This is a genomic window from Pseudocolwellia antarctica (assembly GCF_049933045.1).
In the GTDB taxonomy this organism is placed as follows: Bacteria; Pseudomonadota; Gammaproteobacteria; order Enterobacterales; family Alteromonadaceae; genus Pseudocolwellia.
The window spans coordinates 3717495-3734302 of record NZ_CP187926.1 but is presented as its reverse complement, the minus strand read 5'-3'; the positions used below and the strand labels follow the sequence as shown (position 1 = coordinate 3734302).

The following is a 16808-nucleotide window of genomic DNA, read 5'->3' as shown; positions in this document are numbered from 1 at the left end:
TTTGGCTGAGGTTAATCTAAATTAAGGTTATTTATCGTCAGAGTCTGGAAATTCAACAAACTCTATCCAATATTTTCCTAGGGTTTTCATTAAATCGACTAAGCCTTCAAAGTTTACTGGCTTGGTGATATATGATGCTGCACCTAGGTTGTAGCCTTTTACTTTGTCTTCTTCTTGCTTTGATGTTGTTAAAATAACAACAGGAATACCTTTGAGCGCAGGGTTTGCTTTAATTTCTTTAAGGGCTTCGCGACCGTCTTTACGCGGCATGTTTAAATCTAACAAAATCAAGTTAGGTCGAGGTGACTTAGCTTTGTCTTGATATTTACCTTCGCGATTCAAATATTCAAGTAGCTCTACACCGTCTTCAACACAATAAAGTGTATTAAGTACGCGGCTTTCGGTTAGGGCATCTTGTGTTAATAATCTGTCGTCTTCATCGTCGTCAGCTATTAAAATAGTGATTGCATTTGTGTTCATTGAATTACCTTAACCAGTTGTTGTATATATAAAATTATGTGGAATTTTTATGATGAATTCAGAACCTAAGTCGGTTTCACTTTTTACTGAAATTGCGCCACCATGGCGCTCAACTATACGTCTACATACCGCTAAACCAATACCTGTACCTTTGTATTGAGTGCGTGCATGTAAGCGTTGAAACGGGATAAATATTTTGTCTTCAAATTCTTGTGAAAACCCTATGCCATTGTCTTTAACTTTAATTTCGTACCATAAACTATCTGTTTGGAGTACGGTATCGAAAACCATTTCTTCTCTGTAACTAATGTTGATAACAGGCGCTATGTCGGTTTTTCTAAATTTAATCGCATTACTTAATAGGTTTAAGAAGAGTTGATTAAGCTGTGTAACATCGCCATTAATTATAGGTAACGGATCAGCGCTAATAACGGCTGAACTTTCTTCTACCGCAACTTCTAAATCACCAATCACATCAACTAATACTTGATCGAGAGATACTTCTACAAACTCTTTACCACGGGTGTTTATACGTGAATACTCGAGTAGATCGCTGATCAAGTTAGACATACGTTCGGCAGCATTGTACATACGTTTTAGGTAGTCTTGCCCTGTTGGATCTATGTCGGCAGCGTAGGTTGTCATGAGTCGGTCACCAAAAGCCCTGATCTTTCTTAAAGGCTCTTGTAGATCATGAGAGGCAACAAAAGCAAAGTCTTCTAACTCGCGGTTACTACGTGAAAGCTCTTCAGAATAAAGAGTTAGTTCTTTAGTTCTTACTTTTACTTCATCAAGAAGTTTTAGGTTTTGTGCTTCTAAAGAATCTTTATATTGCTGTTCAGCTTTGTTATTTACGCGCACTAAAACCCATAAGCCAAGTAATAATAAAAAGCTGGTGATAGCTGAAATGCTGAAGGTGAATTTGGCTTCTTTTTCAATAAGGGCTAGTTTTTTATAGAGGTGGTTACGGTGTTCTATTTCAGCACCTTGTAGCTCGTCGAAATGCAGTTTTATTTCATTGTAGAAGTTTTTTCCGCGCCCAGTCATCATGGCTTTTAGGGCTCTTTTTTCTTCATCACCTAACGCCAATTCAACGGTATAACTAAGTTCTATGAGTTTTTGTTCAACTAGACTAAGTAGCTCTTGTTGTTTGCTTTCAAGCCCAACCATATCAAGACGTAGTTTTTTAACCTCTTTAATTTGGCTCATAACTAACGAGATAGCTTCTTGGTAAGGTGCTAAGTATTCTTCATTTTCAGTTAACAAATAGCCGCGTTGACCTGTTTCAGCAGACAATACAAGAATGTGCAATTTGTCGAGAGATAGAATCACTTCACCTGTATTGGTTAGGCCTTTTTGTGTTTTAGCTAATTCGTCAACGGTATTGATTGCTAGGCTGACATTGATAAAAATGACCCCAGTAATAATGATATAAACTAACGCCCACGATACTTTTTTATTATTGAATAATCGTTCGATGGTTGACATTAAATGACTCGTTTATTTATTCGAAATTTGTTCCAAGAACTGACTACATTCTTGGCATGAATTAATGATTTTAGTGGCTGCCTCTATCGCTTTTTCTGGTGGCATATTATTTTCTAAAACCAGCTTTATGAGTTCAGCTTGCATAGATATTCTATTTAACGGCGCGCGCGCATCGTGTATTAATTCATTGATGTTTTTTGATGTAGAACTTTCATTGTTTTCTGTCGCACTCATATTTATTACCTGTTTATTCTTTAAATTCGCCATAAGCATGCAGACGGTTGTAAAGGGTTTTGGTGCTAATACCTAACATTTCTGCGGCTAATGATTTGTTTCCATCAACATCGGCAAGGGTAACTTTTATGAGCTCTTTTTCAACGTCTTCTATTGTTTGACCTGCCGCTAAGCTATGTTTCTTGTCTGAAACCGATGAGAAAGGCGATCTGAAATCTTTTGGTAATTCTATCGATGTTGATTGTGGATCCGACATAATAAATGCGCGATGAATGGTATGGCGTAATTCACGCACATTACCTGGCCAATCGTAATCCACTAAGCGTTGTAGCTGTACCGCAGCCCATTGGTAATTACGTTCGTATTCGTCATTTAATTCGCTTAAAAAGGTATTGGCTAATAAAGGAATATCTTCTTTACGTTCACGCAGAGCTGGGATTGAAATTGGGAAAACAGCAAGACGGAAATAGATATCTTCACGCAGACATTTTTTCTCAGCTATTTCGGCTACAGAACGGTTTGATGCTGATATTACACGACAATTAACGTCAACTTCTTTGATACCACCAACAGGTGTTACTTTTTTGTTTTCAAGCACTCGCAATAAGTTAGGTTGCATATCTATTGGCATTTCGGTGACTTCATCTAAAAATAAAGTACCGTTGCCAGCGCGTTCAAACACGCCAACTTTTTTCGCGATAGCGCCTGTAAATGCGCCTTTTTCATGACCAAATAATTCACTCACAATTAAGTCTTTAGTCATAGCTCCACAGTTAGTGGCAACGAGTTTATGCTGACTATTGTTAGCTTTGTTGGTGGCTTGATGTATAGCTTGCGCAACCACTTCTTTACCTACGCCACTTTCACCCATCAACATAACATTGGCTTGAGTAAGAGCTACGCGCTCTATCATGGTATAAAGCTCTTGCATGACTGGTGATTCGCCAATTAAACAATCGAAATGTTTATTTGGCATTGAAGTTTTATTCTTTTTGCCTGCCGCAGGTTTAGCTTTTTGGTTTAACGCTTGCTCTAAGTCTTCGCGTTGTAGAGGTTTAGCTATGTAACCTATTTTAGGTCCACACAAGCTAGTTAACATACCTTTAACTAAAGGATGACCAGTAATTAGGGTGATGTAAGGCGTTTTCTCTTGTTTATTGATGTGATCTATTAAATGTAAACCGCTGCCATCGGGAAGCATAAAGTCTAAAAATATGTGATCGAATTCGTTGTGCTCAAGAACTTGATAAGCATCTTGTAAAGAGTTGGCTGTTAAAACGTCGTGACCAAGAAATTCTATAATATGACAAGCGACATCGGTAAATTCTTCGTCATCATCAACTAGTAGTATATTTAACACGTTTATATTTCACTCATTTTATTTAGGCAACATGGGTTGTTAGCATTTTTGTTTGTATTTATAAGCACTTGAATAACAAAACTTGAATATGCGTTGTAAATTTTGATTTGAACAATTGTAAATGATTTATGATGAAACCTCACTATCTATGAGGGTTTGAAATAAAAAACGTACATTACATGCCATACGTTTGCTTAATCATTTTAGATCACAATGATAGTAAAAATATATCGCCGATGATGCTCTTATTAAACAAAGCTCTGGTTAAATACTGAAGACTTGTTCGCCTCCAATATAGGTTTGTGTAACGTGAAAGTCATCCGTTAAAACCACCCAATCTGCATCATAACCTTCACTCAACTGACCTTTGTTATGATGTAATTCAATAAACTTGGCAGGAGTTGAAGACGCCATTTGTAAGGTTTGATCTAACGGAGTATCAAGGTTAGTTACGGTATTCCGTACTGCTGTTGCCATGTCTAACGCTGAGCCTGCTAAGCGACCGCCTTCAATCGTTAATTTGTTACCTGTTCTCGAAATTTCCATACCCGCGAACGTTAATGAGGTTTGGTTACTACCGACATGAGACATAGCATCGGTGACTAACATGAGCTTTTTGCTGGTTTTGCATTTTATTGCTAGCTGGCAGCTCACTTTATCAACGTGTTCGTGATCTACAATAAGCCCACAATAAGCTTCATCTCTGAGTAAAGCGGCTCCTACCATACCAGCAGCACGGCTAGTGAGTGGTGACATCGCATTATATAAATGAGTGAAGCCTGTCGATCCTGTGTCTATAGCAGCAAGGGTTTGTTCAACACTTGCATTTGAATGCCCTAAACATACTTTAACGCCTGCGCTAACCAATTCTTTTATAACATCGCATGAAACATTTTCTGGCGCTAATGTGATACAAACCACACCTAAATCTTTACGCTTAAATATGGCTAATTCTTTTTCTGATATTGGGCGAATATGAGATTCTGGGTGAATGCCTTTTTTAGGTGAACTTAAATGCGGACCTTCAAAATGAATGCCTATAATTCCAGGCACTTTATTTTTTAACGCTAAAGATACGGCATTAGCAGCTAATTCCATAGTGACTAAACTATCAGTGATAAGTGTAGGCAGCATAGCTGTGGTGCCAAAGGTTTGGTGGGCACGGCTCATGGTTTTTAACGTGTCTAAACTCGGCTCATTATTAAATAACTTACCGCCACCACCGTTAACTTGCACATCAATAAAACCTGGAGCAACTAAACCTGAGAGTAGAATGTCAGCTTCATCAGTATTGTCAGGTGAGCTTTGTTCTATTGAAACAATTTTATGATTTTTTACGGTAATGATTTGATTGCTTTTGAAGTTTAATCCATCAAATAAACGTTTTGCAAAGTAGCGCATTTTTTTACCCTAATACTTTGAATATAAAATAGCCCCTTGTTCAGGACTCCCTAACGGGTTTTGAATTTTTTCTCTAAGCTCTAGATCTAAATACGGTGTAATAATATCGGTAAGTCCGCCAATTAATGAAAACCTCGCCGGCTTTAACTTAAATAACTGATTGCTTAGTTTGTTAATGTAATCGGCAGCGTCTTCTACTAATATTTTGGCATAAGGTTCTTCTTGTTTAGCCAGAGAAAATACCAAGGGTGCAAGTGTGGCAAAAAAGTGTGGCTTAGCGGCCAAAGTTAATGTGACTAATTGATGCGCTGTAGAACACCCGAAAAATGCCATGACTTCATCAGTAAACTTATCTCGGTTTTTAATGCCATCAAGCGCTTCTAAAGTATAAGTTACCGCCATTTTTCCTAACCAAGCGCCACTGGCTTTATCACCAACCGCAAAACCATGACCACCTAATTCAAATTGTTGCTTACCTTTTATAGCAACACCTGAAGAGCCCGTTCCAATAATCACTATCGCTCCATCATCTATTTGATGAGCGCCTAAACAGGCAATGTATAGATCGGTGGTAATGTTGGTGTTGGCAAAGGGCAGTGATTTTGCTTTAAACTCGGTCATCACTTCGGGAATATTTAACCCGGCTAAACCTATGCCAGCATTAACATTCTGCGGCGTTAAGTTCGCTATACCTGACTCAGAAATGACTTTGTCGGTAGCCTCTAAAATAGAATGAATTGAACCATCGAGATCACCTGCAGCATTTGCAGGCCCAGCAAAGGCTTCCGCTAATAAGTTACCTTGAGCATCTTCTAAACGTGCTTTGCATTTTGTGCCTCCGCCATCGATACCGATAAAGTATTTTTGATGATTATTCACCTATTGCTCCTAATGTCATTATTGATTGAACACTGTGAATATTCATTTCAGGCTACTTACAATTATCATTTAAAAAGTTAACAGTTGTTTCAATTAACTGGGTACGAGACGAGTTAAAGCTATGGTCGTCGTTTATTAACTTGTAAGATATTTTATTGTTTTTAGTGCCACGTAATGCTTTTAATAATGGTGTGATATGCGATTCCATAGGAATAACTGCGGTATCGGCTGCAATAAGCATCACAGGTCTGCCGTTTAATGTATTTACTCGGCGCACTAAGTTAAGAGCTTTAGCATTTTCTTTTAGCTCGGTTAGTGCTTTTTTGCCAGACCATCCTTCTAACATAAACAAAGTATCGCTATATTCTGCCCAAGGAATTGTTGTTGCCGGATCTGCTGCTATGCCTAAATCATTAACACCTAAATTAGCTCCGTCGTAAGCGATGGCACAACTTACTTCTGGGTTATCCAGTATGCCTGCTATCGACAGGTGACCTCCCATGCTATGACCGACAAGGGATATGGATTTTTCATCTATGCGTAACTTATCAGCGTTGTTTTTCATGTATTTCAGCACACTTTGCACATCAGCTTCTGCATTTAAAAAAGAGAATTCGCCTTCACTTCCCCAAGCGCCACGATAATGGAAAAAAACTACGTTCCAGCCTATGCTTCTTAGGGCTTGAGCAACATCTAAATTCTTTTCATTTCCAGGGTAGCCATGTAATAACAACACGCTTGGGTGAGACCCTTTACCTGCAGCTTGGTAAATAAAACCTGACATTTTTTTGCCATCAGACTCAAAGGTTAATTCTTCTGAACTTGCTGCATATTCGCCATGAGACTTTGCCTGAGTTAGATTTGATAAGCCCAATGCAGCTAGCATGCAGAGCAAATGTAGTTTTGAAAAGCGTTTCATGAACTTACCTTTTTAGGTTATTAAAAAATATGTGATTTAGTTTAAGTTCAACTAAAGTCTCATTGATAGTCTTGGTAAAGATTGAGATTATAATGTATCAGTATATACCCAAGCCATTTTATTCTACATCTACAAATAGTTGAGTAAAACCAAGATACAATTGATAGCGGTCAATAAACACTTTTTTAATAAGCGCATACTTGAGAAGTTAACTTTAGACATTCATTTCAGACGTAAATAAGCTTTCAGGTGTTAGCGCAGGCTAAAATGAAAGATGATAACCGCGATAGCTCAACACATAGATTTCAGCAAAGGAAACATTATGACGACACAACATGAGTCAGCTGGTAGTAATAAACAAACCATTAAATGGGGCGATTATCTTAAGTCAGGTAACCGTATATTTATTGGCTCTAATGCCGCTGTGCCTAATGCATTAATTGATGATTTAATTGCCAATAGCCAAGGTTTGCACGATATTGAAACGGTGCACATGTTAACTCTGTCTGAAAACGTTTGGGCAAAGCCAGAGCATAAAGATTTATTTAAAGTAAATAGCTTGTTTATTGGCGGCAAGAATATTCGTGAAGCTATTGCTGAAGGACGTGGCGACTATACGCCATGTTTTATCTCTGATGTGCCGCGTTTATTTAATGAAAATGTATTACCGCTGGATGTAGCATTAATTATGGTAAGTCCGCCAGATGAATATGGTTACTGCTCTCTTGGTGTGAGTGTTGACATTGTTTCATCTGCATTGAAATCTGCTAAATATGTTATTGCACAAATAAACTCTAAAATGCCACGTACCAATGGTCATAGCTTTGTTCATGTAAACCAAATTCATGCCTCTATTCATGTTGACCAAGCTATTCCTGAAATAATGCCGCCAGAGATGGATCAGCGTACAGAACAAATAGGTCAGTATGTTTCTATGTTGGTCGAAAATGGCGCTACATTGCAAATAGGTATAGGTAAAATCCCTGAAGCAGTATTAACGTATTTAGGTAATCATAAAGATTTAGGCGTACACAGCGAAATGATCTCTGACGGCTTGATTGACCTGATGCTTAAAGGCGTGATCAACAACCGTAAGAAAACCTATCATAAAGGTAAATCTGTCGCGACTTTCTGTATTGGCAGTCAAAAGGTTTACGACTATGTTGATGGTAATCCTCATATAGAGTTTTATCCATCAGAGCATGTTAACTCGCCCGTTAAAATTGCTAGAAATGACAATATGATTTCTATTAATAGTGCCATTGAAGTCGATTTAACAGGGCAAGTGGTTTCCGATTCTATTGGCTATCAATTTTATAGTGGTATTGGAGGGCAAGTAGACTTTGTGCGTGGCGCTTCGTTAAGTAGTGGTGGCAAGCCGATTATTGCACTGCCTTCAACCACTAAAGACGGTAAAATTTCACGTATTGTTGCACATATAACTGAAGGTGGTGGAGTGGTTACGTCTCGTGGTCATGTATCGTATGTGGTGACTGAATTTGGTATCGCGTCGTTACGTGGCAAAAGCATACGAGAGCGTGCTTTAGAGCTTATTCGTATTGCGCATCCTAAATTTAGAGATCAACTACTTAATGATGTACGTAAACATTATTGGGTACCTGAATATCAAGAAACTTCACCAAGCTCTGTGCCTGAATTAGGCCGAATTGAAATGAAGCATTTCATCTTCGACAAAATGAAATATATATTGCGTCCTTTAGCTCCAGCAGATGAACGCAAGCTGCAAGAGTTCTTTTATTCTCACAATAAAGAAACCTTGATGATGCGTTATAACCATCATGTGACTCAAATGACACGAGAAAAATCGTGTAATTTGGTGAGTGTAAATCAGCATACTGATCTGGCGTTATGTTTCACTAAAAAAGATGCGTTAGGCGAAGCCATATATGCGGTTGCTCGATACTATTATCTTGAAACCATTAATAGCGGAGAAGTCGCCTTTGTGATCAAAGAAAGCTTACGCGGTTTAGGTATGGCGAGCACCTTGTTGGGAGAGATTATTGCCATTGCCAAAATTCGTAAACTAAACAGTTTAGTTGCTTGTGTACGACGCGATAATGCCTCTATGTTAAAAGTATTTGAGAGAGCAGGATTTATTCGTCAACCAAGTGAAGATTTTGATGAAGTAAGTTTAGAACTACCACTACAAGAAAAATAGGAATTAGCATGACTGTTGGAATAATAGGACATTATCACTGTGCTGAGCACGACATGGGCGAGCATCATCCAGAAAGTGGCAAACGCTTAGATGCGATATCTGATCAACTTATCCGCAGTGGCTTGGAATATGTTATCAGGCAGTTTGATTCTAAACCTATTGATAAAAGCTTATTTGCGTTAGCGCATACACAAGAACACATAGATTTTGTTTATGATAATGCGCCACAAGCAGGTGAAGAAAACTTTACAGCGGGTGCAGATGCTGTGATGAATGACAAAACCCTTACTTCTATTTTATATTCTGCTGGCGCTGCGGTTGATGCTGTAGATTTAGTGATGGATAAGAAATTAAGAGCGGCATTTTGTTTAACCAGACCGCCTGGCCATCACGCCACACGTAATGAAAGTATGGGCTTTTGCTTTTTCAATAATGTCGCTATTGCTGCTGCTTATGCGAAACAGAAATACGGCTTAAAGCGTGTTGCTATTGTTGATTTTGATGTGCATCACGGTAATGGCACTGAAGACATCATCACAAATCACTTTAATGCGACAGCAGAAGACGATAAAGGCTTTTTGTTCTGCTCAAGCTATGAATATCCGCTTTATCCTTTTGAGGTAACAGAAAGCGATACACCCCCTATTATCAACGTACCTTTAGCCGCAACAACGAAAGGTCCACAGTTTCGTGAAAAACTTGCAGAACATTGGTTGCCTGCGCTGCATAAATTTAAGCCTGAGATGATTTTTATCTCCGCTGGCTTTGATGCACATATTGAAGACGAAATGTCGCAAGTGAGTTTAACTGAAGCTGATTATCGCTGGATAACTGACGAGGTAAGAGTTATTGCTAACGAATATAGTGAAGGGCGCATTGTGTCTGTACTTGAAGGCGGATATGCACCCAGCGCACTAGGCAGAAGTGTTGTGGCTCATATTAATGGTTTGATTGGTAATTAGAGTTAACTAAGCTGGGACTCTATTAATAATAAAAAATAAGCGTTGTAATAATTACAGCGCTTATTTTTAGTTTACACAAAGAGTTTTTCTAAACCGCCAACCCACAAGCAACTCCAGCAGCCCAGCAAAATGAAAAATTGTAGCCTCCCAACCAACCCGTTACATCAATAACTTCACCAATAAAATAAAGGTTAGGTTCTTTTTTAGCAGCGAAAGTTTTTGAGCTCAGTTCGTCAGTATCAACACCACCTAGAGTGACTTCCGCTGTTCGGTATCCTTCTGTGCCATTAGGTTTTATTACCCAAGCATGCAGGTAGTTACTGATTTGAGTTACATCATCTTTACTTAGCTGATTTATAGCTTTGCCGGTTATTTCATTTTTGCTGACCATAGCTTCAATAAAGCTTTTAGGTAGTAGGGTCGCTAGCATGTTTTTAAGGGATTTTTTCGGGTTGCTGTCGCGCCATTCTTCAATATGTTCAGCTATATTTGAGTCAGGTAGAAGATTGAGTGTAACTGCTTGTCCTGCTTGCCAGAACGAGGATATTTGTAAAATAGCAGGGCCTGATAAGCCTCGGTGGGTAAATAAAATGTTTTCTTTAAAACTAACGCCATTTTCGCTGCTTATTTCAGTTGGAATACTGATACCTGAAAGGCCATCGAAACGCTCTTTGTCAAAGTCGTGCAAGGTAAAAGGAACTAATGCTGCTGTAGTTGGTAATACGTTTAAACCAAACTGTTCTGCAATTTTATAACCTATTGGCGAAGCGCCTAACTTGGGCATAGTTAGCCCACCAGATGCGACGATCAATGACGAACATTGATATTGCTCGGTTGTGGTTGAAACTAAGTAGCCTTGCTCGTTTTTGGTAACACTTGAAACTTCGCTACGTAGGTTTACTTCAACACCTGCCCAATCACACTCGGTCATCAATACATCAACAATATCTTGTGCGCTATTGTCACAAAAAAGCTGACCTAAGGTTTTATGATGATATTCAACACCATGACGTTCAACTAATTCTATAAAGTCTTGCGCGCCATAACGGCTAAGAGCTGATTTTACAAAATGAGGGTTGCCACATAAGTAGTTATCAGGTGTTGGATTTTCGTTGGTAAAATTGCAACGGCCACCGCCACTGATCAGTATTTTTCTACCAGGCTTTTTGCCCATATCAACAACAATAACTTTTTTGCCGCGATAACCTGCTGTAGCTGCTGCCATTAAACCTGCGGCACCTGCGCCAATAATTAATATGTCGGTAGTGATCAAAGTAGAACCTAAAAATATGTTTTGTATTAGTAGCACTATTATACGGGTAAAAGGAAAGGAGCATATAGCTGCTTTTTACTCTGCTGTGAAAACTATACATTCTTACTCTGTAAAATTTACTGCCTCTTTAGTGTTTTTACACACCTAAACAAAATAAAGCACTAAATAACAACGAGTTAATAGTTGGCTTAACTATCGCATTATAGTGATTAGATCGAATTTCAGTTTTGGCGGAAGAGCAGGTATTGCGTCAGGATAGTGAATATTCTATTTTTCAACGGAGAATTATTATAATTATCAATAAAAACAGACCATTACTCGTATTAACACTTGTCGCTACTTCAGGCTTAACAGCTTGTGCATACGATGGAGCTGATAATACGGGGGAACAAATAGACAAGGTAATTTCTGATGCAGCCAATGCACTAGAAGATGCTTGTGAAAATGCAAAAGAAGATATGAGCGCTAAAAACGAAGACTGCTAAATCGTATTCTATCCTAACCATAAACACTGTTATTTATAAGTAGCCGTGTTTTTCTTGGTTCAATAATTTAATTACCCAATTGACCGAAATAATATTTTTCGTAGTCAGGAGTCATAATCAATGAACAATACGATGCACTTAGCGATAAGAAGAGTTTTTGCCTTATCATTTACGATAATATTTTTAGGACTAGCCGCAGCTATACTCATATCTTTAGTGATTAATGTATTTAATCAGCTCGCTACAGGGGTTGATATCATGCAAATATTTTTAAATAGTATTAATACAGGTGTAATAGGTTTAGCTGTATTTGAGCTAGCTCTTGTTATTAATAAAGAATATTCAAATAGTAAAGAAGACGAGCATGAAGATGACGCTATTGCGGTATTAAGAAGAACAATGCCAAGGTTTATAGGTACAGTATGTGTTGCCTTATCACTTGAAGGATTGATTATGGTAATCAAATATAGCCAATTAGATCTTGCGGGTAATCTTTATTACCCCGTCGCGATAATATCTTGTACGGCTTTGTTATTAAGTGCTTTAGGTGTGTTTTTACACTTAACCCGTGAACATAGAGTTAATGCCTAATTTCAATACTTAGACTTAATGTTGAGCCTTAATATTTAACCTTATTACCCACTTTAAATAGCAATCACTTACCAAGGTCATAAAATAAAATAGTCGTAAGAGTAAGTCGCCAGTGTGAAGGTTAAAGGTGATTTACTCTTAATTATCCTCATAGATCGTTAACTTGAATTATACTGAGTATATTGCCGATAAAGGTTTTGATAGGTGAAGCTTTGAGATAAAACGATCAGATCGCTCAGGTTGTTTTTCTGTAAATTGATAAAATCAAATAATAGGATTTAAAATGCTCTTTCTTACAATCAGCCTAACGTTTCTATTTGTTGCAACAACGCTTATACCGTTATCACGTTGTTCTCATTGGCTTGTAAGAGTTTTTGATTTTCCTCGATTACAATTTGTTTTTTTTGGGATGATCTTATTAATAAGCCAATTTATCTTTATACAAATCCCGTCTACTTTGTTTTTCGCGTGTTTTATCCCGACAATATCTTCTATCGTTTGGCAGTTATGGTGGGTTTTGCCTTATACAAGGTTTTGGCGTAAAGAGGTCAAAGCATCAAGAGAACCTAGTGAAGAAAATCAATTAACCGTCCTTAATTCTAATGTGCTTATGACAAATAGAAATGCTGAGGCTTTAATTGAGTTAGTTGAGCTTCATAAGCCTGATGTACTTGTTACTTTAGAATCTGACTTATGGTGGGAAAACGCGCTAAGTAGTTTAAAAAATGAAATGTCTTATACCATTAATTGTCCTTTAGATAATTTATATGGAATGCATGTTTTTTCTAAACTGCCTTTAACAGATCAAGAAACTAAATATCTTGTTGAATCACATATACCCTCAATGCATACCTCAATAACATTGAGAAACGGCGTTAAAGTGCGCGCTCACTTTCTACATCCTGCACCACCAAGCCCAACTGAAAACGAACGTTCGGCTGAGCGCGATGCAGAATTAATTATAGTTGCAGAGAGTATTGCTAAAACTGAACAGCCTGTTGTAGTTTCAGGAGATCTTAATGATGTGGCTTGGTCTTCTACCACTCGACTTTTTAGGAAAATAAGTGGTTTGTTAGACCCTCGTATAGGCAGAGGTATGTTTAATACCTTTCATACATCTTATGTGTTTGCGCGCTGGCCTTTAGATCACTTATTTCATAGCCAACACTTCACTGTGGCTAAAATCATACGTTTGCCTTCAATAGGCTCTGATCACTTTCCGTTACTTACAACCCTGACCTATGGACCTAACAAAAACTATAAAGGAATTACTCCTGAGTCTGATGATATCAAAAGAACAAAAGATATTACTCAGGCAGAAAGTGTTAGTCATCACGATGTACCTCAGCCAGGAAATTAAGTTCCCCAGATTTTGTAAAATTTTCTTATCCCTTGTTATTTTTACAATTTATCTTTCATAAACCCTTCCATAAAAATCAACTTAAACATATAACTTACTGAATATAATGGCTTTTATGTTTTGGTATGTGATTTGCTTTGTACTTAGTGAACTTTTTAATTAGTACAAGGAAAACTTATGAAAAATAAATCAATAATATCTTTAGCTCTATCATCGATGTTTTTCATTCCTGCTTATGCTGCTGACGATTCTCCTATTGATACTCATGGTTTGTATGTAGGTGCTGGTTATGGATTAACGAGTGCGGATAGCGAAAGTGATTTTGATGAAGATGATAATGCTTACAGCGTTTACGTCGGTACTCAATTTAACGAAATAGTATCACTAGAAGCTGGTTACATTGATTTTGGTAAGTATGGCAGCAGTAATCTTAATGCTGAACTCGATGGTTACACTTTAGGGTTGAAACTAAGTTACCCAATTAACGACTACATTTCGCTATTTGTTAACGGAGGACAATTATGGTGGGACGCTGATATTAATGGCGCTACTGGAAATACCTCAACAGATGGTAATGAATTCTTTTACGGAGCAGGAGCTACATTCGCTATTGCTCAAGACTGGGATTTAAACGTGAATTACACAAGATTTGATTTCAATTTTGATGAAGACGAAATTGGTGTTTTGTCGAATATAGATAATCTAGATACTGAAATTGATTACGCGAGTGTATCTGTTCAGTACACATTTTAAATCACCAAAGAATACTCAAAACATATAACTAAATAATTACTTAATACATTGTTTTTTTCTTAAATATTTATTCAAAGCATACAATGTATTTCACAAAGGATAACACATGAAAATTTTTAAAATATCTATCTTAACTGCATTAATCAGTACATCAGCAATGGCAGACGAAACTATTGATAAAACCTGGGAAGTAGGCGTTTTCGGCGACTATGTTAAATCGAGTACAGGTAAAGAAACAGCATTAGATTGGCAACAAATAGAAGCGGGTAAATCATTAGGTATCGATTTACAAAGAGCAGTTAATGACTTTTGGAAAGTAAGAATAGAGTTTGCTCGTACTCGCTACGACGTTTTAAACGGTAATGAAAAATCATACGGTAATCGTTACGGTGTAGACGCTATTTATTCGCCTGAAGATTCTGATATGTATTTATTTACGGGTGTAAAACGTTTCAATAATGTTAAAAGCTACAACGCGGTAAATGTGGGTATTGGTTATGACTTCGAACTGAGCACACGTTCTTCAATTTATACTGAAGCTGCAATGTATCGTGATGTGAATAATGGCTATACAGACCATGGTTTCAAACTAGGTTATAAATATGCCTTTGGAGACACTAAAAAGTCTGCTCCAATAAAAGCAGAAAAACCAGCCAATATTCAGCCTGTAGTAAGGAATTTAGATGGCGATAAAGATGGTGTTTTTGATAAAGACGATTTTTGTAAAGATACACCAATGAGCGTTAAAGTTGACTCTAGAGGTTGTACTTTATATGCCGAAGAAAGTGTGTCTATTAACTTAAATGTTAACTTCCCTATCGAAAGTGCAGGATTAAGCCCTAAAGGTATGATAGAAATTCAACGTTTAGCTGACTTTATGAAAGAATATAAAGATACCGATGTTGTAATTGAAGGCCATAGTTCTTCAACAGGTGAAGCTAGTTACAACCTAGACTTATCAGAAAAACGAGCTTATTCAGTACAAAATGCTTTGATTAACAATTTCGATATTAGCCCAGCTCGTCTTAGTGTGAAAAGCTTTGGTGAAACTCAACTTCTATCGGAAGGTAATACAGCAGCCGACCATAGGTTAAATCAACGTGTTGTTGCTCAAATACAAACAACAACGAAAGAAGTTGTTGAGAAGTAACATAAGCAGCATTAATAGCGGTATTCATTTACATCGCTAAATAATACGAAGTAAAAACAGTGATAAATACTTTTAATTTATCACTGTTTTTTTGTTTTTAACTTACAATAAGCCCAATCCATTTAAGCACCTAAAAATAAGGTTGGAATATAAGTGACATCAATCCCTCAAGAAAACAAACCTGTAAATAAAAGCTTAGTTTGTACTGTTACGCTAACCGTTTTAGCTGTTCTTTATACTGCCTATTTCGCGCAAGAATTAATTCTCCTTTTAGTGGCGTCTGCTTTAATATCATTATTACTCAGCTCAGGTGTTAATGCGCTAGAGCGTTTATATGTGCCAAGAGTTTTGGGTGCGATATTTCTATTAAGTTGTTTAATTGTGCCTACCAGTGCGTTAGTGGTTCAACTGGAAGAGCCTGTGACTAAATGGACCAAGATGCTTCCGCAAATATCGACACATATTTCAGAAAAGTTAGATAAGTATCAAAATATTATCGATACTAAAAGTGCAGATATTGTAGATAACACAAACGATACAAGTAATAGCTGGTTTTCATGGTTTAAAGAAAAACCAAAAATTGATAAAAATTCAGAGAATAAATCTCTGATCCAAACGCGATTAAAAGAATCATTATTTTCTTTTGCTGCAGAGTTTATGGTTCTAGCGCCTTTTGCCTTGATACAGCTTATTACCGCGATCATTTTAATTTTATTTACCTTGGTCTATTCACCCAAACTTTTTAGACATTATGTGCAGCTTTTCGTTATTGAAAGTAGGCAAAAAAAGGCCTTTAAATTTGTTCTAGATGTGCAGCAACAACTGTCTCGATATATATTAACCGTTAGCTTAATTAACTTATTTCTTAGTTTAATCGCTACGATTTTATTTACATTTATGGGATTGGAAGATGCTTTGCTGTGGGGGTTAATTGTCGGTTTTGTTAATTTTATTCCATTCGTTGGACCTGCTTTTGCTTTGGGCGCTCTCACGCTTGCAAGCTCAGTTCAATGGGGTATAGATATTAAAGTATTGATAGTCGTAGGTGGCGTATTATCACTGAATGTACTTGAATCACAATTTATCACGCCTTTAGTCTTGTCTAAAAATATGCGTATTAATCCATTTATCATTATTGTTTGGTTATTAATAGTAGGGTGGTTATGGGGATTGATTGGGCTGTTGATTGCCGTACCTTTACTGGTTTGTATTAAGCTAATACTGACATTGTCTGATCGAACATTATCATGGGTTCGGTTTTTAGAAACTTAGATTTTTATTAAATTATAAACAA

The 16808-nt window shown here is 37.2% G+C and carries 16 protein-coding genes; 8 read left to right on the top strand and 8 right to left on the bottom strand.

Annotated elements, in window-relative coordinates; translation table 11 throughout:
* Positions 1-27: 27 nt before the first annotated feature.
* The 7 genes from ACPUVN_RS16160 to ACPUVN_RS16130 all read right to left on the bottom strand — a co-directional run bounded on the left by ACPUVN_RS16160 (position 28) and on the right by ACPUVN_RS16130 (position 6761).
* Positions 28-480, bottom strand: a complete 453-nt coding sequence (locus tag ACPUVN_RS16160) for a response regulator (protein WP_426359283.1) — start codon at positions 478-480, stop codon at positions 28-30.
* A 9-nt stretch (positions 481-489) separates the two neighbouring features.
* Complete coding sequence (locus ACPUVN_RS16155) at positions 490-1968, bottom strand: sensor histidine kinase (protein WP_426359284.1); 1479 nt, start codon at positions 1966-1968, stop codon at positions 490-492.
* Positions 1969-1980: 12 nt separating this feature from the next.
* Positions 1981-2202 (bottom strand): histidine kinase, encoded by a 222-nt coding sequence (locus tag ACPUVN_RS16150; RefSeq protein ID WP_426359285.1) that lies wholly within the window; start codon positions 2200-2202, stop codon positions 1981-1983.
* A gap of 13 nt (positions 2203-2215) precedes the next feature.
* Positions 2216-3562, bottom strand: coding sequence for a sigma-54-dependent transcriptional regulator (locus tag ACPUVN_RS16145; RefSeq protein ID WP_426369452.1), 1347 nt, complete (start codon positions 3560-3562; stop codon positions 2216-2218).
* 264 nt (positions 3563-3826) lie between these two features.
* Positions 3827-4963 carry an N-acetylglucosamine-6-phosphate deacetylase gene (nagA, locus tag ACPUVN_RS16140; protein WP_426369451.1) on the bottom strand — a complete coding sequence of 379 codons (1137 nt, stop codon included), beginning with the start codon at positions 4961-4963 and terminating at the stop codon, positions 3827-3829.
* 9 nt (positions 4964-4972) lie between these two features.
* Positions 4973-5842, bottom strand: coding sequence for a BadF/BadG/BcrA/BcrD ATPase family protein (locus ACPUVN_RS16135; protein ID WP_426369450.1), 870 nt, complete (start codon positions 5840-5842; stop codon positions 4973-4975).
* Between the two features lie 52 nt (positions 5843-5894).
* A complete protein-coding gene (locus ACPUVN_RS16130; protein WP_426359304.1) occupies positions 5895-6761 on the bottom strand; it encodes an alpha/beta hydrolase family protein in 867 nt (288 codons plus the stop codon).
* A 322-nt stretch (positions 6762-7083) separates the two neighbouring features.
* Here ACPUVN_RS16130 and ACPUVN_RS16125 point away from each other — a divergent pair, with 322 nt between their 5' ends.
* Together ACPUVN_RS16125 and ACPUVN_RS16120 are read left to right on the top strand one after the other, a co-directional pair.
* Entirely contained in the window at positions 7084-8940 is a 1857-nt protein-coding gene (locus ACPUVN_RS16125) for a GNAT family N-acetyltransferase (protein WP_426369449.1), read from the top strand.
* 8 nt (positions 8941-8948) lie between these two features.
* The gene (locus ACPUVN_RS16120) at positions 8949-9902 is read left to right on the top strand and encodes a histone deacetylase family protein (RefSeq protein WP_426369448.1); all 954 of its coding nucleotides are present in this window, start codon (positions 8949-8951) and stop codon (positions 9900-9902) included.
* 88 nt (positions 9903-9990) lie between these two features.
* Here ACPUVN_RS16120 and ACPUVN_RS16115 read toward each other — a convergent pair whose 3' ends face one another.
* A complete protein-coding gene (locus ACPUVN_RS16115) occupies positions 9991-11175 on the bottom strand; it encodes an NAD(P)/FAD-dependent oxidoreductase (protein ID WP_426369447.1) in 1185 nt (394 codons plus the stop codon).
* Positions 11176-11420: 245 nt separating this feature from the next.
* Between ACPUVN_RS16115 and ACPUVN_RS16110 the strand changes: the two genes are divergently transcribed.
* From ACPUVN_RS16110 to ACPUVN_RS16085, 6 genes are all read left to right on the top strand, one after another.
* Positions 11421-11660, top strand: a complete 240-nt coding sequence (locus ACPUVN_RS16110) for a hypothetical protein (RefSeq protein WP_426359307.1) — start codon at positions 11421-11423, stop codon at positions 11658-11660.
* A 120-nt stretch (positions 11661-11780) separates the two neighbouring features.
* On the top strand, positions 11781-12251 hold the full coding sequence (locus ACPUVN_RS16105) for a hypothetical protein (RefSeq protein WP_426359308.1): 471 nt from the start codon (positions 11781-11783) through the stop codon (positions 12249-12251).
* Between the two features lie 283 nt (positions 12252-12534).
* On the top strand, positions 12535-13611 hold the full coding sequence (locus ACPUVN_RS16100) for an endonuclease/exonuclease/phosphatase family protein (RefSeq protein WP_426359309.1): 1077 nt from the start codon (positions 12535-12537) through the stop codon (positions 13609-13611).
* Between the two features lie 177 nt (positions 13612-13788).
* A complete protein-coding gene (locus ACPUVN_RS16095; protein ID WP_426359310.1) occupies positions 13789-14364 on the top strand; it encodes a porin family protein in 576 nt (191 codons plus the stop codon).
* A 106-nt stretch (positions 14365-14470) separates the two neighbouring features.
* Positions 14471-15514, top strand: coding sequence for an OmpA family protein (locus ACPUVN_RS16090; RefSeq protein WP_426359311.1), 1044 nt, complete (start codon positions 14471-14473; stop codon positions 15512-15514).
* 153 nt (positions 15515-15667) lie between these two features.
* A complete protein-coding gene (locus tag ACPUVN_RS16085) occupies positions 15668-16786 on the top strand; it encodes an AI-2E family transporter (protein WP_426359312.1) in 1119 nt (372 codons plus the stop codon).
* Positions 16787-16808 lie beyond the last annotated feature (22 nt).